Source organism: Leucobacter chironomi DSM 19883 (assembly GCF_000421845.1).
Lineage (GTDB): Bacteria > Actinomycetota > Actinomycetes > Actinomycetales > Microbacteriaceae > Leucobacter > Leucobacter chironomi.
Genome location: NZ_ATXU01000010.1, coordinates 19,934 through 37,531, shown reverse-complemented (window position 1 = coordinate 37,531; position 17,598 = coordinate 19,934). Strand labels below are relative to the sequence as shown.

The following is a 17,598-nucleotide window of genomic DNA, read 5'->3' as shown; positions in this document are numbered from 1 at the left end:
CCGCGTGACTGACGGCGGCGATCCCGCGTTCGGCTTCGAGCCCGGGGCCGAGGCGTTCGGCGACTTCGACGGCGGCGACTTCGACGGCGCCGGTTTCGATGTCGAGGAGCGGTGGCCGGGGGAGGCCTGGGGTGCTCCGGCGCCGGCTGGCTGGGCGGATCGCGCGGCGTCGCCCGCGGAGCGCTCCGGGGTCGTTTCCGAGCCGGCGCCGGGCGCTGCGGCGCCTCGCGTGTCGGCGCCGGCGGGCGGTCCGCATGTCGGCGAGGATCCGCTGGCGGTGCTCGCGGAGGTCTTCGGCTATGACGCTTTCCGCGGCGATCAGGAGGCGATCGTCCGGCAGGTGATCGGCGGCGGCGACGCCGTCGTGCTCATGCCCACCGGCGGCGGCAAGTCGATCTGCTACCAGATTCCCGCGCTCGTGCGCGAGGGCACCGGGGTGGTGCTGTCGCCGCTCGTGGCGCTCATGCACGATCAGGTGGCGGCGCTGCAGCTCGTGGGCGTGCGGGCCGCGGCGCTCAACTCGGCGATGTCGATCGAGGATCGCCGCGAGGTCGAGCGTGCCTACCGTGCGGGCGAGCTCGACGTGCTCTACCTCGCACCCGAGCGGCTCTCGGCCCCGGGAACGGTGCAGCTGCTCGAGCAGGGGCGCATCGCGCTGTTCGCGATCGACGAGGCGCACTGCGTCTCGCAGTGGGGCCACGATTTCCGCCCGGACTACCTGCGCCTCGGCGCGCTCGCTGAGCGCTGGCCGGATGTGCCGCGCATCGCGCTCACCGCGACGGCCACGCCTGAGACGCACCGCGAGATCACGGAGCGTCTGCACCTGGAGAACGCCCGGCACTTCGTGTCGAGCTTCGACCGCCCGAACATCCGCTACCGCATCGTGTCGAAGCAGAACGTGCGTGCGCAGCTCATCTCCTTCATCCGCGGCGAGCACGCGGGGGAGGCGGGCATCGTCTACGCGCTGAGCCGGAAGCGGGTCGAGCAGACCGCGGCCGCGCTGCGCGACGCGGGCGTCGACGCCGTCGCCTATCACGCTGGGCTGCCCGCGCACGAGCGCCTCGAAGCGCAGACCCGATTCCTGCGCGAGGATGGCGTGGTCGTGGTCGCCACCATCGCCTTCGGCATGGGCATCGACAAGCCCGATGTGCGCTTCGTGGCGCACATCGACCTGCCGAAGTCGATCGAGGGGTACTACCAGGAGACGGGGCGCGCCGGCCGCGACGGGCTGCCCTCCGAGGGGTGGCTCGCCTACGGCCTGCAGGATGTGGTGCAGCAGCGCCAGATGATCGAGTCCGGCGACGGCGACGCCGTGACGAAGGCCAGTCAGACCCGGCACCTCAACCAGATGCTCGCGCTGTGCGAGGGTGTGACGTGCCGGCGGCGATTCCTGATCCGCTATTTCGGGCAGGAGGCCGCCGAGACGTGCGGCAACTGCGACGTCTGCCTCGATCCGCCGAAGCTGTGGGACGCGACGACCCCCGCCCAGATGCTGCTGTCGACGATCATCCGCACGCAGCGCGAGCGCGGCCGCAGCTATGCGGCCGGTCAGCACATCGACGTGCTGCGCGGGGTCGCCTCCGAACGGGTCTCGCAGATGCGGCTCGACGAGCTGTCCACCTGGAACATCGGCACGGAGTGGTCGGTGGCGCAGTGGCGCGGGCTCGTGCGGCACCTGCTCGCGGTGGGGCTGCTCGAAGCCCGCGGGGAGTGGGGCGTGCTCGCCCCCACTGAGGAGGCGAAGCCGGTGCTGCGCGGCGAGGAGCAGGTCATGATGCGCGAGGAGGTCGTGGCGAAGGCCGGTGCGGCCCGCGGTGCGCGCGGTTCGCGGACGGGCGGATCGGCGGGCGGCGCGAAGCGATCCGCTGCTGCCGCCGACCTCAGCCCCGAGCAGACCGAGATCTTCGAGCGGCTGCGCGAGTGGCGGGCGGGCGAGGCGCGCAAGCAGGGCGTGCCCGGCTATGTCGTCTTCGGTGACGCGACCCTCGCCGCGCTCGCGGTGCACCGGCCCGCGAGCGATGACGAGATGCTCGCGATCTCGGGCATCGGTCAGGTCAAGCTCGAACGCTACGGGGCCGCCGTGCTCGCGGTGCTCGCGCCGGCCTGATCGGCTCGGCCTCGGCGGTCGAGCCCACTTCGGGGCGGCCGTCGCGTGCGAGGTGTTTCACATGAAACACTCGTGAACGGCGCAGGAGGTTCTGATCCGCCCCGAGCTACCGCAGGTAGACGGGGTCGAGCGCCACGAGCAGCGCGGCGGTCCAGTGGCACAGGAACGCGAGCACCGTCAGCGCGTGGAAGATCTCGTGGAAGCCGAACACGCCGGGCACCGGGTTCGGTCGTTTGAGACCGTAGACCACCGAGCCGAGCGTGTAGAGCAGACCGCCCACGATCACGAGCACCATCGCGGCCGGGCTCGCGTGATAGATGTCGACCAGGAACATCACGGCCGCCCAGCCGAGCAGCACGTACAGGGGCACGTAGAGCCAGCGCGGCGCGCCGATCCAGAACACCCGGAACCCGATGCCGAGCAGCGCGCCCGCCCACACGAGCACCAACAGCAGCACGCCCTTGTCGAGCGGCAGCGCGAGCAGCGCGATCGGGGTGTAGGTGCCCGCGATCAGCAGGAAGATGTTGGCGTGGTCGAGGCGGCGGAACACCTGCTTCGTGCTGGGCTTCCAGTTGAAGCGGTGGTACAGCGCCGAGACCCCGAAGAGCAGCATGCTCGACAGCGTGTAGACGACCGACGCCCACTTCGCGACCGGGCCGTGCGCGAGCGAGATGAGCACGATGCCCGCGGCGATCGCCACGGGGAACATGCCGGCGTGGATCCAGCCCCGCCAGCGGGGCTTCGGCTCGGCGCCCGGTGCCGCGACCGGCTCGCCACCGGGCTGGTCGTGGGCGTGATCGAGCGCGTCTGCGAGCAGCGGGAGCGAGAAGCGGTCGGGCTCCGGGAACGGCCGCCCCTCGGCGGGCTCGGCGTGCGGGCGGAGATCATCGGGGGAGCCGTTCGTGCTCATGATTCGAGTGTATGGTCGGCACAGTTCTGAGGGGGCATATATGTGGAGATCCCCAGGTGCCGCCCTCGGGAACGGGCGCGGAGCAGACGATACACTCTGAGGGTGAACGCCCCGCCCACGACGCCGCGCGCCGGACTGCTCTACCGGCTCTACCAGCGGCGCCTGCGCCGGGAGATCGATCCGCGCCGCGTGCCTCGGCACATCGCGGTGATCGTCGACGGCAACCGCCGCTGGGCCAAGCAGCGCCTGCAGGAGCGGGCCGCCTTCGGGCACCGCGCGGGCGCGCAGAAGGTGGCCGAGTTCCTGGGGTGGTGCGACGAGGCGGGGGTGGACACGGCCACGCTCTACCTGCTCTCGGCCGACAATCTCGGGGCGCGCGACCGGCAGGAACTCGAAGACCTCTTCGGCATCATCGCGGCGCTCGCCGCACAGCTCGCCGAGAACCCGCGCTGGCGCGTCAAGCACGTCGGCTCCTGCGACGGGCTCTCCCCGGAACTCGCCGACGCGCTGCGCGATGCTGAGCAGCGCACCGCCGACCACGAGGGGCTGCACATCAACCTCGCGGTCGGCTACGGCGGACGCAGCGAGATCACCTCGGCGGTGCGCGACATCATCGCGGAGCACCAGGCCGCGGGCGGCACCATCGACACCCTCGCCGAGCACCTCACCCCCGAGAACATCGGCGAGCACCTGTGGACGCGCGGCCAGGCCGATCCCGATCTCGTGATCCGCACCTCGGGCGAGCAGCGGCTCAGCGACTTCATGATCTGGCAGTCGGCGCACTCCGAGTTCTACTTCGTCGAAGCGCTCTACCCCGACTTGCGCGAGGTCGACTTCCTGCGGGCGCTGCGCGACTACTCCTCGCGGCAGCGGCGGATGGGAGGGTGAGCGCGATGCGCGACACGGGACTGCCGGATCTGAGCGGGCAGCGGGTGCTGGTGACGGGCGCCTCCGGCGGCGTCGGCAGCGGGATCGCCCGGCGCTTCGCCGCCGCAGGCGCCCACCTCGCCGTGCACTACCGGGGGGCGTCCGCGGCGTCGGTCGAGGCGGCCTTCGCGGTTGTCGAGGAGCTGCGGGAACGCGGCTGCGTCGCAGTGGCGGTGCGCGCGGATCTCGGCGAGCCCGGATCGGCGGCTCGTCTGGTCGACGAAGCCGTGCGAGCGCTCGGCGGCCTCGACGGGCTCGTCAACAACGCCGGTATCCAGCCGCTCGCCCTGCTCGCCGAGACCTCGCGCGAGGAGTGGGACGAGGTGCTCGCCACGAACCTGGGCGCGGTGTTCGAGCTCTCCCAGGCGGCCGCCGCCGCGATGGGGGCCGCCGGGTCGAACGGCTGGATCACCCACATCGCCTCGATCGAGGCGAGCCGCCCCGCGCCGGCGCACGCGCACTACGCCGTGGCGAAGGCGGGGCTCGTGATGCACGCCCGCGCGGCGGCGCTCGAACTGGGGCCCGCCGGGATCCGTGTCAACACCGTCTCTCCCGGGCTGGTGGATCGCCCCGGCCTCGCCGAGGCCTGGCCCGAGGGCGTCGAGAGCTGGGTCTCGCACGCCCCGCTCGGCCGCCTCGCGACCGCCGAGGACATCGGCGACGCGTGCGTGCTGCTGGCATCACCGGCCGCGTCCTTCATCACCGGGCAGGATCTCGCCGTCGACGGCGGCATGCTCGCCACCCCGGGCTGGTAGCTGCGGCTTCGCTTTCGCTGCGCTTTCGCTTTCGCTTCGCCGTCTCGTCTTGGCCGTCTTTCTCCGCGCGCTCCCAGGAATTGGGGTCACTTTTTGCCGTGTCGCGTCACGACATGCGGCAAAAAGCGACCCCAACTCTCAGCATCGGCGGAACGGAGAGCATGCCTGACGAGAGTGTCAGTGGCTGACGATACAGTTGGCGTGGATGAGAGGAGCCGCCCATGAGCGAGACGATTCTGAGGGCCGACGCGATGCTCACCCCGAGCGGGGTGATCGTCGACGCCGAGCTCGCATTCGACGCCGACGGGCGCATCACCTACGCGGGAACGGTGCGGCCCGAGAGCATCGCCAACCTCGACCTCGGCGAGTCCCACGGCGCCGAGGGCATCAGCCCGGCCGTCCATGAGACCGGCGTGCCCGCCCACTCGGGGCGTGTGACGCACGACCTCACGGGTCACGTGCTCATGCCGGGGCTCGTGAACGGCCACACGCACTCGGCCATGACACTGCTGCGCGGCGTCTCCGACGACGAGGGCTTCATGCCCTGGCTCGCCGCCGTGCAGGCGCTGGAGCAGCACCTCACCCACGAAGACGTCGAGGTCGGCCTGCAGCTCGCGATGGTCGAGATGATCGAGACCGGCACGGTCGCCTTCGCCGACATGTACCACTGGGACGAGACCCTCGTCGAACTCGTGCGATCCGCGGGTATGCGGGCCATGGTCGCGCTCGCGTCCTTCGCGCCCGAGGCTGTCGGCTTCCCCGGGGTCTCCCCGTGGGACGGCGCGGAGGCCACGGCGCAGACGGAGACGCTCGCCGAGCGGTACGCCGGCGATCCGCAGATCCGGATCGCCTACGGCCCCCACGCGCCGTACACCTGCCCGCCCGAGTTCCTGCGCGACATCACCGCCCGTGCGCTCGAACGCGGCATCCCGATCCACACCCACGTCTCCGAGTCGGCGGCCGAGGTCGAGCAGATCCTCGACCGCTACGGCGCCACGCCGGCCGACCACCTCGCCTCGCTCGGCCTCTTCGAGGCCGAGGTGCTCGCGGCCCACTGCGTGCACCTCACCGAGGGCGAGATCGAGCTGTTCGCCCGTACGGGCACGGCCGTGAGCCACAACCCGGTGTCCAACCTCAAGCTCGGCAACGGCATCGCGCCGCTGCCCGCCTGGCAGCGGGCGGGGCTGCGCATCTCGCTCGGCACCGACTCCGTCGCGAGCAACAACACGCTCGACCTGTTCGAGGAGATCAAGACCGGCACCATCTTGCACCGGGGTGCTCACCAGGACGCCGCGATCGTGCGGGCCTCCGACGTACTCGACATCGCCACCCGGGGCGGCGCCGAGGCGATCGGCTTCCCCGAGTCCGGCGCGCTCGAAGTCGGACGCCTCGCCGACGTGATCGCGCTGGACGTGTCGGGATCCGCCGCCACGCCCCTCGACCTCGCAGCTCAGCCGGGCGCGCTCGTCTCGCACCTCGGCTTCGCGGCGACCGGAGCCGACGTGCGCCACGTGTTCATCGGGGGCCGCCACGTCTACGCCGACGGCGAGCACCTCACCCTCGATGCCCCGGCCATCCGGGAACGGGCCGCTCAGGCACGATCCCGGCTGCTGGCGCTCTGAGCCCGGGGCCGCTGCGTCGATATGGGATCTGCCGAATATATGGTGGATCTTCGGCCGTGGACCAGATATTCGGCAGATCCCATATCGACGGCCGACGTCGACCTTCACCCGAACCCGCCCAGAACCCCCTGACCCCCACCGAAAGGCCCCCGACATGGCACCCGTCCGACTTCCCGCCGACGCCGAACTCCCGCTGCTGCGCGCCCGGGTCTCCGACCTCGCCGACCGCGCGCTCGTGGTCGGCGATCCCGCCCGTGCGGCGCGCGTGGCCGAGCGCCTCGATGACGCGCGTCAGCTCGCCGACAATCGCGAGTACCACGTCTACGCGGGCACCCACCGCGGCGTGCCCGTCACCGTCGCCTCGCACGGCGTCGGCGCGGCCGGCGCGGCCGTCTGCTTCGAAGAGCTGGCGCGCGGGGGAGTGACCCGCATCATCCGCTCGGGCACCGCGGGCGGCATGCAGCCCGACGTGGTCGACGGCGCCATCGTGGTCGCCACCGGCGCCGTGCGCGCCGACGGAGTGAGCCACCAACTGGTGCCCACCGAGTTCCCCGCGCTCGCGACCCCCGAGCTGACCATCGCGCTCAAGGCCGCCGCGGCTCGGACCGGGCTCGACGTGCACAGCGGTGTCGTCGTCACCGGCGACATGTTCTACCCGAGCGACGTGATCACCGGCGTCGACCTGCGCATGTGGCAGCGCGCCGGCGCCGTCGCCGTCGAGATGGAGGCCGCCGCGCTCTTCGTGATCGCCGCGCTGCACGGCATCGAGTCGGGTGCGGTCTTCGCGATCGACGGCAACCCGCTCGCCGCCCAGGACGAATCGATGGACGGCTACGACCCCTACCGCGAGATCGTCACCCGCGCGGTCGACGGCGCGCTCGACGCCGCCCTCGACGTGCTCGTGGCGTAGGGTCGGGCTCAGGCGAGACGCGAGCGGTCGAAGGCGTCGAGGCTGATGCCCTGATCCAGCACCTGCTTCGCCCACTCTTTCGCGGAGTGCAGGCTGTGGTCGCGGTAGTTGCCGCAGCTGACGGCCTCGGTGCCGGGCACGTCGTCCCAGGTGACCCGCTCGACCAGATCCTCGAGCGAGCTCTTGATCGCCGCGCCCACCTGCTCCGGCGTGGGCTCGCCCCAGGCGATCAGGTGGAAGCCGGTGCGGCAGCCGAACGGGGAGATGTCGATCAGCCCGTCGAATCGCGTGCGCAGCAGTGCGGCGATCGTGTGCTCGATCGTGTGCAGGCCGGCCGTGGGGATCTCTCCCTGATTCGGCTGCACGAGGCGGATGTCGTAGTTGGAGATCGCGTCGCCCTGCGGCCCGTGCTCCACGCCGATCAGGCGCACGTACGGGGCCAGCACCTTCGTGTGGTCCAGGGAGAAGCTCTCAACCTCGGCAAGTTCGACATCGCTCATGCCGCCAGTGTAGCGACGGGCGCCGGGAGCGGCGCGAGTGTGACGGCGGCTTGCGGTGCACAGGTCTCGGGGAGGCGGATCCGGCTCCGGCGGGCTCAGAACTGTCGTCCCGGCCGCACCGAAGCCGAGTCTGTCACCGGAGCCGGCACGCCGGCCTACGCCGCGCGAGCGAGGTCGCGGCGGGTGAGGGCGATGCGGGCGCGGGATCCGGGAGCGCCGGGATCCTCGGAGACCCGCACCTCCCACCCCGCGCGGTCGAGCCGGCTCAGATCGCCGCGCGCCTCGTCGAGACGATCGGTCTCGACGAGGTACAGGGTGTGGCCGCCGGTGCGGTACACCGAGCGATGCTGCGCCCACTCGGGGACGCGCATCTCGTGGTCGTCGCCGAGCGAGTGGTAGGGGGTGCGCAGCGGGCGCCGACGGCGCTGCTGCAGGTCGATGATGTTGCTGGTTTCCATGATGAGTCCTTTCGAGCCGCACCACCGTGGTGCGGCTGTTCTCTGAAATGCGCACGACGCATGCCAAGGCGGCCGTACCGGCCGGGCCGTGCTGCTGAGCTTCGCGGGACTCGCGGAGTTGATCTCTCGACGCCGTGAATCTCTCCGATTCCTCGGGCGGAAACGCGTGCCTCTCGGAAGCTCAGCTCACTAGTTTAGAACATGTCTTCGAAAAACGCTAGTGTGGGGTGCGTTCGCATCGACCGGCGCCCGTCGCCATGAGGAGATCAGCCATGCCCCAGCCCGCCACGCTGCTCGTGTTCGCGCACCGAGACGAGGCCTCCGCCTTCTCCGACGTGCCCCACCTGGTGACCGGGGTCGGCAAGGTGAACGCGGCGGTGTCGTTGGCGAGCGCCCTCGCGGCGGGCGCTGCTGAGCGCGTCGTCGTGCTCGGCACGGCCGGAGTCGTGAGCGACGGGCCCGAGCGCCCGAGCCTTGAGGATATCTACCAGATCACGGGCGTGGTGCAGCACGACTTCTCGCTGCCCTCGCCCGAGCTGCGCCCCGCGGGCGACGCGATCCTGCCCCCGGAGCGCACCGCGGTGATCGCCACCGGTGACGTCTTCGTGAAGGATGACGCCCAGCGCGGCCACATCGCGAGCCTCGGGGCCTCGCTCGTCGACATGGAGGCCTACGCCTACGCGAGCGTCTGCGAGCGCTTCGGGGTGCCGCTGCAGATGTTCAAGGTGCCCTCGGACTTCGCCGACAGCTCGACCACCGACGAGGAGTGGGACACGATCGTGTTCCGCAAGAGCGAGCAGCTGCGCGAGTTCTGGAACCGCCTGGCGTGAGCCGGGGCCGCCCGGCGACCCGAGTTCGACGCTCGGGGCCCGGGCCTGGCCGCCTCGGCAACCCGGCCCCGGTCGCCCGCGCGGCCAGCCGCCCGGACATGACGAAGGCCCCGGATCCGCTGATTTCTCAGGGATCTCGGGGCCTTCGCGGTGGCGGTGACGGTGGGATTTGAACCCACGGTGCGGGGTTACCGCACACGACTTTTCGAGAGTCGCACCTTCGGCCGCTCGGACACGTCACCGCGAAAAAGAATACGGCATCGGCCTGCGCAACGCGAATCGAGGGCGGATCATCGGGCGTGTTGGGGCAGCGCTGCCCTCAAGCGCTCCGCATGTACGGCGATGGTCGTGCGCCGTTGCAAGAAGACGCGGCGAGTCTCTCCCGGCGCGTGGGCAGCGGGGCCCGGGAAGGCGCTTGCTGAGACCCCCTCCGCGGCGTGCATAGAGGCGGTGAATAGGCGCGCCAGCCGAATGCGGTGGCCGCCCGAGGCCTGCGATCCGCCACTGCCGCCACCCGCGAACCGAGCCCCTCGGCTACCCTGTGAGACGACAGGAGTGACACACCGCGAGGGAGCGAACGCATGGGCGAACCACTGACCGAGGAACAGGTCGAAGCGGTGCGGAGCGGGTACCCCGCGTCGGCATCTGACGGCGGCCCCACGATGCTCGACCTCGGAGCGCTCGTCAACGGCGACCCCCGCCCCGACGCGCAGATCACCATCCCGCTCGGCATGCTGAACCGGCACGGCCTCATCGCCGGCGCCACCGGCACCGGTAAGACCCGCACCCTGCAGGTGCTCGCCGAGCAGATCGCCGCGCACGGCGTGCCCGTCTTCGCCGCCGACATCAAGGGCGACCTCTCCGGCATCGCCGTCGCCGGCGAACCGAACGAGAAGCTGCTTGCCCGCACCGCCGGCATCGGGCAGGAGTGGCAGCCGCACGCCTCGACGACCGAGTTCTTCACGCTCGGCGGGCTGGGGGTCGGCGTGCCGATCCGCACCACCATCGAAAAGTTCGGCCCGGTGATGCTCGCGAAGGTGCTCGGGCTCAACCAGACCCAGGAATCGAGCCTCGGCCTCATCTTCTACTACGCCCGCGAGCAGGGGCTGCCGCTCATCGGGCTCGACGACCTGCAGTCGCTGCTCGCGTACCTCACGAGCGACGACGGCAAAGCGCAGATCGCGCAGATCGGCGGCCTCTCGCGGCAGACCGTGGGGGTGATCCAGCGCAACGTCATCGCGTTCGCCGCCGAGGGCGCCGACGTGTTCTTCGGCGAGCCGGCCTTCGACCCGGCCGATCTGCTGCGCACCGTCGCCGACGCCGACGGCATCGAGCGCGGCGTCGTGAACCTGCTCGAAGTGCCCGGCGTGCAAGACCGCCCGGTGCTCTTCTCGACGTTCCTGATGTTCCTGCTGTCGGAGCTCTTCGAGACGCTGCCCGAGGTGGGCGACCGCGACAAGCCGGAACTGGTGTTCTTCTTCGATGAAGCGCACCTGCTCTTCGCCGACGCATCGAAGGCGTTCCTGCAGCAGATCACCCAGACTGTGCGGCTGATCCGCTCGAAGGGCGTGGGCGTGTTCTTCGTGACCCAGACCCCGAAAGACGTCCCCGGCGACGTGCTCGCCCAGCTCGGCTCGCGCGTGCAGCACGCCCTTCGCGCCCACACCCCCGACGACGCGAAAGCGCTCAAAGCGACCGTCTCGACCTACCCGAACTCGGGCTACGACCTCGCAGAGGTGCTGCAGTCGCTCGGCACCGGCGAGGCGATCGTCACCGTGATGGGTGAGAAGGGCGCGCCGACGCCGGTCGCGTGGACGCGTCTGCGCGCGCCGCAGGGGGCGATGGACCCGGCCCCCGCCGCGACCGTGCAGGCCGCGGTGCTGGTGTCGCCGCTGCAGGCGAAGTACGGCGAAGCCGTGAACGAGCGCTCGGCGACCGAGGTGCTCGCCGAGCGCGCCGACGAGACCGCAGCCGCCCGCGCCGAGGAGGAGGCGAGGGCCGCCGCCGAGAAGGAGGCCGCCGCGCAGGCGAAAGCTGAGGAGAAGGCCGCCGCCGCTGCCGAACGGAAAGCGGAGCGCGAAGCCGAGCGCGCGGCCGCGGCCGCCGCGCGGAAAGCCGAGCAGGAGGAGGCGCGGCGCGAACGCGAACGGGCCGCGGCGACGAAGAAGACCGTCGACAGGGTCGGCTCGGTCGTGACCTCCGGCGTGCGCACCGTCGTGAACCAGGTGCTGCGCAACCTCTTCAAGAAGTAGGGGGCATTGGCCCGCGGTTCCGCCTCCGGGCTCGGGCGGTCCCGAAACGTGAATGTCAGAGGCTGGCGTTAGGCTCGCCGCATGGCGAGAACGAGCAGTGCGTACGTGTGCACCGAATGCGGGTGGCAGACCTCGAAGTGGGTCGGCCGCTGCGGTGAGTGCCAGCAGTGGGGCACGGTCGAAGAGCGCGCGGCCGCGGGCGCCTCGCTCGCCCGCACCACGCGCGCGGTGGCTCCCGGGGCGGGGAGGGAGGCCCGGCCCATCACCCAGCTCACGGGGGAGGCGGTGCGGCATCGGCAGACCGGCATCGGCGAGCTGGACCGCGTGCTCGGCGGCGGAGTCGTGCCGGGCGCGGCGATCCTGTTCTCCGGCGAGCCCGGCGTGGGCAAGTCGACGCTGCTGCTCGACGCCGCGGCCCGCGCCGCCTCGGTCGGTGCGCGGGTGCTCTACGCCAGCGGCGAGGAGTCGGCCGGCCAGATCCGAATGCGGGCGGAGCGTACGGGCGCGCTGCACGACACCCTGTTCCTCGCGAGCGAGACCGACCTCGCCACGGTGCTCGGGCACATCGAGCAGGTCGATCCCGCGCTGGTGATCGTCGACTCCGTGCAGACGCTCGCGAGCGGTGAGGTCGACGGGGCGGCGGGCGGTCCGGCCCAGGTGCGCGAGGTCGCGGGCGCACTCATCCGCGCCGCGAAGGGTCGGGGCACCCCCGTGATCCTGGTGGGGCACGTCACGAAAGACGGCTCCGTGGCCGGGCCGCGCCTGCTCGAGCACCTCGTCGACGTGGTCTGCCACTTCGAGGGCGACCGGCAGACCTCGCTGCGATTCCTGCGCACGCTCAAGAACCGCTTCGGCCCCACCGACGAGGTCGGGTGCTTCGAGATGCAGGATCGCGGCATCGTCGAGGTGCCCGACCCCAGCGGGCTGTTCCTCAGCCGATCCGCGTCGCCAGTGAGCGGCACCTGCGCCACCGTCGCGATGGAGGGGCGCCGGGCGCTGCCTGTCGAGGTGCAGGCGCTCGTCGCGAAGAGCGCCACGCCCAATCCGCGGCGGGTCACCGGCGGCGTCGACCCATCGCGGGTGGCGATGATCCTCGCCGTGCTCGAACGGCGCATCGGCGCGCGCCTGCACGACCAGGACGTCTACGTGTCGACGGTGGGCGGGGTGAAGCTCGCCGAGCCGGCGGCCGACCTCGCGATCGCGCTCGCCGTGCTGTCGGCGATCACCGACCGCCCGCTGCCGCACGATCTCGCAGCATTCGGCGAGATCAGCCTGGCCGGCGAGGTGCGCCCGGTCGTGGCCGGGGCGCAGCGGGCCGGTGAGGCGGCCCGCTTGGGCTACACCCGGGTCGTGGACGCGGCCGCGGAGACCCTGCAGGGCGCCCGATCGCGGGCGGGTCTCTAGGGGGCGGAGGGAGGGTAGACTGGACGATCGTGAGTAAGAACACGGTAGACGTCGTCCTCGTCGGCGGTGGTGTGATGAGCGCCACCCTGGGCACCCTCATCAAGCAGGTGCAGCCCGACTGGTCGATCGAGATCTTCGAGTCCCGCTCCCAGGTGGCTACCGAGAGCAGCAACGCCTGGAACAACGCGGGCACGGGGCACGCGGCCCTCTGCGAGCTCAACTACATGCCCGAGGGCAAGGACGGATCGCTGTCGGCCGCGAAGGCGATCGACATCAACGAGCAGTTCCAGCTCTCCCGGCAGTGGTGGTCGTCGCTCGTGAAGCAGGGTGTGCTCGGCGAGCCCTCCTCGTTCATCAACGCCACCCCGCATATGACCTTCGTGCGCGGCGAGGCGAACGTCGACTACCTACGACGCCGCCACGAGCTGCTGCAGAGCGAGCCCCTGTTCGCCGACATGGAGTTCAGCGACGATCCCGAGAAGATCGCCGAGTGGGCCCCGCTGCTCGTCGATCGCCGCGCCAAGGACGAGGTCTTCGCGGCAACCCGCTCTGAGAGCGGCACCGACGTCGACTTCGGTGCGGTCACGCATCAGCTCATCGACCATCTCGTCTCGAAGGGTGCGAACCTGCACCTGGAGCAGCGCGTCACCAAGCTGCACCGTCAGACCGACGGCACCTGGAACGTGCACGTCGAGAACCTCTCCGGCCACGCCCGCACCATCGTGAACGCCAAGTTCGTGTTCGTCGGCGCCGGTGGCGGCGCGCTGCCGCTGCTGCAGACCTCGGGCATTCCCGAGATCAAGGGCTTCGGCGGCTTCCCCATCAGCGGCAAGTTCCTCAAGTGCGACAAGCCGGAGATCGTGCAGCAGCACCGCGCCAAGGTGTACGGCAAGGCCGCTGTGGGCGCTCCGCCCATGTCGGTGCCGCACCTCGACACCCGCATCGTCGACGGCAAGGAGAGCCTGCTCTTCGGCCCGTACGCCGGCTTCAGCCCCAACTTCCTCAAGAAGGGCTCCTGGTGGGATCTGCCCGGGTCGGTGCGCGCCCACAACCTCGGCCCCATGCTCAAGGTCGGCCTCACCGAGTTCGGGCTTGAGAAGTACCTCGTCGGCGAGGTGCTGGCCAGCCGTGAGAAGCAGATGGCTACCCTGCGCGAGTACATGCCCACCGCCCGCACCGAGGACTGGCAGATGATCACCGCCGGTCAGCGTGTGCAGGTTATGAAGAAGGATCCCCAGAAGGGTGGCATCCTCCAGTTCGGCACCGAGGTCATCACGGGCGCCGAGGGGTCGATCGCCGGCCTGCTGGGCGCCTCGCCCGGCGCCTCGACCGCGGTGCACGCCATGATCGACGTGCTGCAGCGCTGCTTCCCGGAGCAGTACGAGGGCGGCTGGAAGGCCGCGTTCAAGCAGCAGATCCCCGCGCTCGGCGAGGGCGTCAACGGCGATGCGGCGGTGGCCGCCGCGACGCTCGCCGAGACCGCCGAGGTGCTCGGGCTCGTTCCGGCCGCGCAGCCGGCCGTCGAGGCCTGATCGTCGATCCCGAGAGCTGAGCCGCGGTCGCGGCCTCCGCTCGCCAACTGCCGGAGGGCGTCCGAGAGGGCGCCCTCCGGCGTATCCGGCAGAAGCCGGACCCGCGGCGGCGCGCCGCCGCTGTCCCGGCGTCGATCAGCCGCCGTACGCCAGCCGCGGCTGCTCTCTGCCGTGTTGCGTTTCAGAAATCGGGGTCACTTTTGGCCGCGTGTCGCTCCGACACGCGGCCAAAAGTGACCCCGATTCAGAGGGGACGGAGGCAGCAGCCGGGCGAGGGGACGGAGGCAGCAGCCGGGCGAGGGGACGGAGGCAGCAGCCGGGCGAGGGGACGGAGGCAGCAGTCGGGCGAGGGGACAGAGGCAGAAGCCGGCCGAGGCCGCGGGACCCGTCCGGGCCGTCTGCTAGGCGGCGGCGCGCAGCACGGCAGGCTCAGCCGGCGAGCAGCGCTTCGAGGAAGTCGGCGGTGTCCTCCCAGCCCTCGACCTCCCGGCACGCCACGCCGAGGGCCTTCACCGGGTAGTCGTTGCCGTCGGGATCGAGTCGGTCGCCCACGAACAGCATCGCGTCGAGCGGGATACCGGTGTGGGCCTCGAGCTTGCGCATACCGTAGGCCTTGTCGATGCCGCGCCTCGTGATGTCGACCGAGGTGGACCCGCCGCTGCGCACCTCGAGGCCGGGCAGGCGATCCGCCACGGCGGCGCGCAGCGCGTTCTTCTTCGCGCCGTCCGGGTCCCACGCCTGCTTCACCTCGACGGGGGCGCGCTGGCCGAGCGCCGAGAAGGTGACCTGGGATCCGCGATCCTCGAGGATCTCGCCCCAGGGTTCGGCCTCCCACAGCCCGAGCCGTTCGGCTTCCTCGCGCAGCACCGAGAGCGCGGCGTCGCGTTCCTCGGGCGAGAGGTTCTCGCGGTAGATCGTCGCCCAGCGACCGTCCTCACGGCGCTCGTAGCGGGTGCCGCAGGTGGGCAGCAGGTGCAGCCGCTTGAGGGCGGCCTCGTCGACGCCGGCGAAGGCGTCGAGGCGGTCCACCAGCTGGGCTTCGAACTGCTCGAAGTTGCCGCCCGAGATGACGGCGACGGTGGTGCGGTCGAGCAGCCGGGCGAACACCGCGAGCATGCGGGGATCGACGGGCGACTTCGAAGGGGCCAGGGTGTCGTCGAGGTCGAAGGCGATGAGGCGGGGCAACTCGGTCATGCCCCAATCCTTCCATGAGGCGGGCGTTGGGCCGATCCGCACCCGCTCACGGAGCCGCGAAGCAGTAGCCGCGAAGCAGCCTCAGCCGCGGCTCAGGGCTCCGACTCGTCGAGCGGCGGCATCTCGGTGGCGTTGGCGTAGAAGCGCACGTCGACCCGTTCGAGGCCCGTGCCCTCGAAGACGATGCGGTAGCTGCCGGGCATCGGCACCTGCGCGTCGTTCAGCGGGAAGACCATCGGGATGTATCCGGAGGCGTCGTTGCCGCCCCCGAGGCTGAAGGTGCCTTCGAGGCTGAAGACCTCGGCGCCCCCGACGGCCGGTTCGCAGCGGGCGCGGAAGGAGCGCTCGGGATCGCCGCGGCGGGCTTCGCTCTCGTCGTACTCGACCACCACGACGAGCGTGGCGCCGAGCGGGGCGGGGTAGCTCTCCCGGTTGATCGTGTTGATGAACCCCGACAGTACGCTCAGCGTGCCTTCGCGCACGTTGGCCGCATCGGCCAGGAATGCCGCCGCCACTCGCATGTGTCCTCCTCGGATCGTGGGTTCCACTCTGGCACGGCGGGCTGGGCGGATGTCGGGATCAGGGCTCTCGGGCGACGACCCGGAACCGGGCGAGGGCGGGGTCGAGCGAGCCGCGCACGTAGCCGATCGGCGACGCAGCGACCGTCTGCAGGAACGCCACGGTCTCGGCGGTGATGCGTTCGCCGGGGATGACGTTGGGGATTCCCGGCGGGTATGCGGCGAGCGAGTCGGCCGAGATGCGCCCGACGGCTTCGGCGGCGGGCACGATCTCGTGGGGCGAGAAGTAGGCGGTTCGGGGGCGGATGGTCATCGGGCCGGGCTGGGGAAGGGGCGGGAAGACGAGGGTGCTCTCGGCCCCTGCGGGCTCGGCGCGGTCGGCGATGGTGAAGAGCGCGCGTGCGAAGCGTGCGAGGTCGGGCCGCTTGCCCGGGCCGATGAAGGCGACGATCGCGTGCGCGGTCGAGATCTCGAGGTGCACGCCGTGCTCGCCGGCGAGGATCTCGCGGATGCGGTGCCCGCTCAGGCCGGTTGCGGTGACATCGATGGAGACGCGCAGCGGATCGTGGGCGACGATGTCGGGGAACGCCGAGAACCCGTCCGAGATGATGGGGTAGCGGCCGTCGGTGCGCAGCGTCTGGCGCAGTTCCTCGACGGTGGCGAGGGTCTCGCCGATCGGTTCGCGCCCCTGCACCAGGGCGCGGCGGGCGATATCGAGCGAGCCGAGCAGCAGCGCGCTCGCGCTGGTGGTCTGCGTGAGCATGTAGGTCCGGTCGAGCAGGGGTTCGAGCGCGTCTGCGAAGGGGCCCTCTCCGAGGTGGAGCATCGCCGACTGGGTGAGGCTGCCGCCGAGCTTGTGGGTGCTCGACACGACGAGGTCTGCGCCGAGGCGGGTGGGTGATTCGGGCAGCCCGGGGTGGAAGCCGAAGTGGGATCCCCAGGCGCCGTCGACGACGAGAGGCGCCCCGTGCCGGTGCGCGACCTCGGCCAGTGCGGCGACGTCGGCGACGGCGCCGAAGTAGCTGGGCGAGATGACGTACACGGCCGAGACGGCGGCGCCGTCCCGCGCGGCCCGGGTGAGAGCTTCGTCGAGCGCGTGCGGGTCGACGCCGTGGTTGATGCCGCGGGCGCCGTCGATGCTCGGCGTCACGAAGCGGGGCAGCAGGTCGCCGAGGATCACCCCGTCGGTGAAGCTGGAGTGCGCGCTGCGCTGGGCGATCACGGTGTCGCCGGTGTGCAGCCCGGCGACGGCGAGGGTCGCCATCCGGTTGGCCTGGGATGCCCCGTTGGCGAGGAACCAGGTGCGGCGGGCTCCCCAGGCTTCCGCCGCCAGTCGGGTGGCCTCCTCGAAGGGGGAGTCGGGGCCGACGTCGATGCCGTCGATCAGCGGGGGGATGTCCATGGCGAGGGCGTGCTCGCCGCAGAATCGCGCGAGGTCGGCGGAGAGGCCGTCGGGGGTGGCGCCGTGGCCGGGGACCATGAGGTTGACGGTGTCGCGCCGCGATTGGGCGAGCAGCGCGTCGGCATAGGGGGCTGCGGTCTGCGGCGCGCGGCTCGCGGCGGGGGCGTCGTCGGTCATGGTTCGCTCCTTCGCGCGGCGCGGATCGCACGCCGATGATCGGGTGCGGTGCCGGGGCCGGCACCGCGTGACTTGTTTGAAATTGTACAAAATGATTCCG

The 17,598-nt window shown here is 71.3% G+C and carries 15 protein-coding genes and 1 tRNA gene; 9 read left to right on the top strand and 7 right to left on the bottom strand.

The genetic code is table 11. The annotated features are described in order from the left end of the window. Window positions 1-4 precede the first annotated feature (4 nt). Window positions 5-2,107: a DNA helicase RecQ gene (gene recQ, locus H629_RS0111485; RefSeq protein ID WP_024357400.1), complete on the top strand. Its 2,103-nt coding sequence runs from the start codon at window positions 5-7 to the stop codon at window positions 2,105-2,107. A gap of 106 nt (window positions 2,108-2,213) precedes the next feature. On the opposite strand, the gene trhA is transcribed toward recQ, so the two are convergent. Further along, window positions 2,214-3,017 (bottom strand): PAQR family membrane homeostasis protein TrhA, encoded by an 804-nt coding sequence (gene trhA / locus H629_RS0111480; protein WP_024357399.1) that lies wholly within the window; start codon window positions 3,015-3,017, stop codon window positions 2,214-2,216. Window positions 3,018-3,119: 102 nt separating this feature from the next. Here trhA and H629_RS0111475 point away from each other — a divergent pair, with 102 nt between their 5' ends. From H629_RS0111475 to H629_RS0111460, 4 genes are all read left to right on the top strand, one after another. Continuing rightward, the gene (locus tag H629_RS0111475) at window positions 3,120-3,905 is read left to right on the top strand and encodes an isoprenyl transferase (RefSeq protein ID WP_024357398.1); all 786 of its coding nucleotides are present in this window, start codon (window positions 3,120-3,122) and stop codon (window positions 3,903-3,905) included. Window positions 3,906-3,910: 5 nt separating this feature from the next. Continuing rightward, window positions 3,911-4,699, top strand: coding sequence for an SDR family NAD(P)-dependent oxidoreductase (locus tag H629_RS0111470; protein WP_024357397.1), 789 nt, complete (start codon window positions 3,911-3,913; stop codon window positions 4,697-4,699). A 221-nt stretch (window positions 4,700-4,920) separates the two neighbouring features. Further along, a complete protein-coding gene (locus tag H629_RS0111465) occupies window positions 4,921-6,321 on the top strand; it encodes an amidohydrolase (RefSeq protein WP_024357396.1) in 1,401 nt (466 codons plus the stop codon). Between the two features lie 154 nt (window positions 6,322-6,475). Beyond that, window positions 6,476-7,231 (top strand): nucleoside phosphorylase, encoded by a 756-nt coding sequence (locus H629_RS0111460; RefSeq protein ID WP_024357395.1) that lies wholly within the window; start codon window positions 6,476-6,478, stop codon window positions 7,229-7,231. An 8-nt stretch (window positions 7,232-7,239) separates the two neighbouring features. On the opposite strand, the gene H629_RS0111455 is transcribed toward H629_RS0111460, so the two are convergent. Together H629_RS0111455 and H629_RS0111450 are read right to left on the bottom strand one after the other, a co-directional pair. Continuing rightward, window positions 7,240-7,731 (bottom strand): S-ribosylhomocysteine lyase, encoded by a 492-nt coding sequence (locus H629_RS0111455; RefSeq protein ID WP_024357394.1) that lies wholly within the window; start codon window positions 7,729-7,731, stop codon window positions 7,240-7,242. A 155-nt stretch (window positions 7,732-7,886) separates the two neighbouring features. Continuing rightward, complete coding sequence (locus H629_RS0111450) at window positions 7,887-8,189, bottom strand: hypothetical protein (protein WP_024357393.1); 303 nt, start codon at window positions 8,187-8,189, stop codon at window positions 7,887-7,889. 272 nt (window positions 8,190-8,461) lie between these two features. On the opposite strand from H629_RS0111450, the gene H629_RS0111445 reads away from it, so the two are divergent. Further along, on the top strand, window positions 8,462-9,019 hold the full coding sequence (locus H629_RS0111445) for a phosphorylase family protein (RefSeq protein ID WP_024357392.1): 558 nt from the start codon (window positions 8,462-8,464) through the stop codon (window positions 9,017-9,019). A 151-nt stretch (window positions 9,020-9,170) separates the two neighbouring features. On the opposite strand, the gene H629_RS0111440 is transcribed toward H629_RS0111445, so the two are convergent. Then, window positions 9,171-9,261, bottom strand: a tRNA-Ser gene (locus tag H629_RS0111440). Window positions 9,262-9,600: 339 nt separating this feature from the next. Here H629_RS0111440 and H629_RS0111435 point away from each other — a divergent pair. From H629_RS0111435 to H629_RS0111425, 3 genes are all read left to right on the top strand, one after another. Next, window positions 9,601-11,271 (top strand): helicase HerA-like domain-containing protein, encoded by a 1,671-nt coding sequence (locus tag H629_RS0111435; RefSeq protein ID WP_024357391.1) that lies wholly within the window; start codon window positions 9,601-9,603, stop codon window positions 11,269-11,271. Window positions 11,272-11,352: 81 nt separating this feature from the next. Further along, window positions 11,353-12,675, top strand: a complete 1,323-nt coding sequence (gene radA / locus H629_RS0111430; RefSeq protein WP_024357390.1) for a DNA repair protein RadA — start codon at window positions 11,353-11,355, stop codon at window positions 12,673-12,675. Between the two features lie 29 nt (window positions 12,676-12,704). Beyond that, window positions 12,705-14,207 (top strand): malate:quinone oxidoreductase, encoded by a 1,503-nt coding sequence (locus H629_RS0111425; RefSeq protein WP_024357389.1) that lies wholly within the window; start codon window positions 12,705-12,707, stop codon window positions 14,205-14,207. 429 nt (window positions 14,208-14,636) lie between these two features. On the opposite strand, the gene H629_RS0111420 is transcribed toward H629_RS0111425, so the two are convergent. The 3 genes from H629_RS0111420 to H629_RS0111410 form a co-directional block, all read right to left on the bottom strand. Continuing rightward, window positions 14,637-15,401 carry an HAD-IIB family hydrolase gene (locus H629_RS0111420; RefSeq protein ID WP_024357388.1) on the bottom strand — a complete coding sequence of 255 codons (765 nt, stop codon included), beginning with the start codon at window positions 15,399-15,401 and terminating at the stop codon, window positions 14,637-14,639. Between the two features lie 92 nt (window positions 15,402-15,493). Continuing rightward, entirely contained in the window at window positions 15,494-15,922 is a 429-nt protein-coding gene (locus H629_RS0111415) for a DUF6941 family protein (RefSeq protein WP_024357387.1), read from the bottom strand. 58 nt (window positions 15,923-15,980) lie between these two features. Continuing rightward, window positions 15,981-17,498, bottom strand: coding sequence for an aminotransferase class I/II-fold pyridoxal phosphate-dependent enzyme (locus tag H629_RS0111410; RefSeq protein ID WP_076624015.1), 1,518 nt, complete (start codon window positions 17,496-17,498; stop codon window positions 15,981-15,983). Between the last annotated feature and the right edge of the window lie 100 nt (window positions 17,499-17,598).

Coding starts and splice junctions, on each gene's coding strand:
- H629_RS0111470 (WP_024357397.1), top strand. CDS start 3,911: ATGCGCGACACGGGACTGCCGGATCTGAGCGGGCAGCGGGTGCTGGTG.
- H629_RS0111445 (WP_024357392.1), top strand. CDS start 8,462: ATGCCCCAGCCCGCCACGCTGCTCGTGTTCGCGCACCGAGACGAGGCC.
- radA (WP_024357390.1), top strand. CDS start 11,353: ATGGCGAGAACGAGCAGTGCGTACGTGTGCACCGAATGCGGGTGGCAG.
- H629_RS0111415 (WP_024357387.1), bottom strand. CDS start 15,922: ATGCGAGTGGCGGCGGCATTCCTGGCCGATGCGGCCAACGTGCGCGAA.
- trhA (WP_024357399.1), bottom strand. CDS start 3,017: ATGAGCACGAACGGCTCCCCCGATGATCTCCGCCCGCACGCCGAGCCC.
- H629_RS0111420 (WP_024357388.1), bottom strand. CDS start 15,401: ATGACCGAGTTGCCCCGCCTCATCGCCTTCGACCTCGACGACACCCTG.
- H629_RS0111460 (WP_024357395.1), top strand. CDS start 6,476: ATGGCACCCGTCCGACTTCCCGCCGACGCCGAACTCCCGCTGCTGCGC.
- H629_RS0111455 (WP_024357394.1), bottom strand. CDS start 7,731: ATGAGCGATGTCGAACTTGCCGAGGTTGAGAGCTTCTCCCTGGACCAC.
- H629_RS0111450 (WP_024357393.1), bottom strand. CDS start 8,189: ATGGAAACCAGCAACATCATCGACCTGCAGCAGCGCCGTCGGCGCCCG.
- H629_RS0111410 (WP_076624015.1), bottom strand. CDS start 17,498: ATGACCGACGACGCCCCCGCCGCGAGCCGCGCGCCGCAGACCGCAGCC.
- H629_RS0111465 (WP_024357396.1), top strand. CDS start 4,921: ATGAGCGAGACGATTCTGAGGGCCGACGCGATGCTCACCCCGAGCGGG.
- H629_RS0111435 (WP_024357391.1), top strand. CDS start 9,601: ATGGGCGAACCACTGACCGAGGAACAGGTCGAAGCGGTGCGGAGCGGG.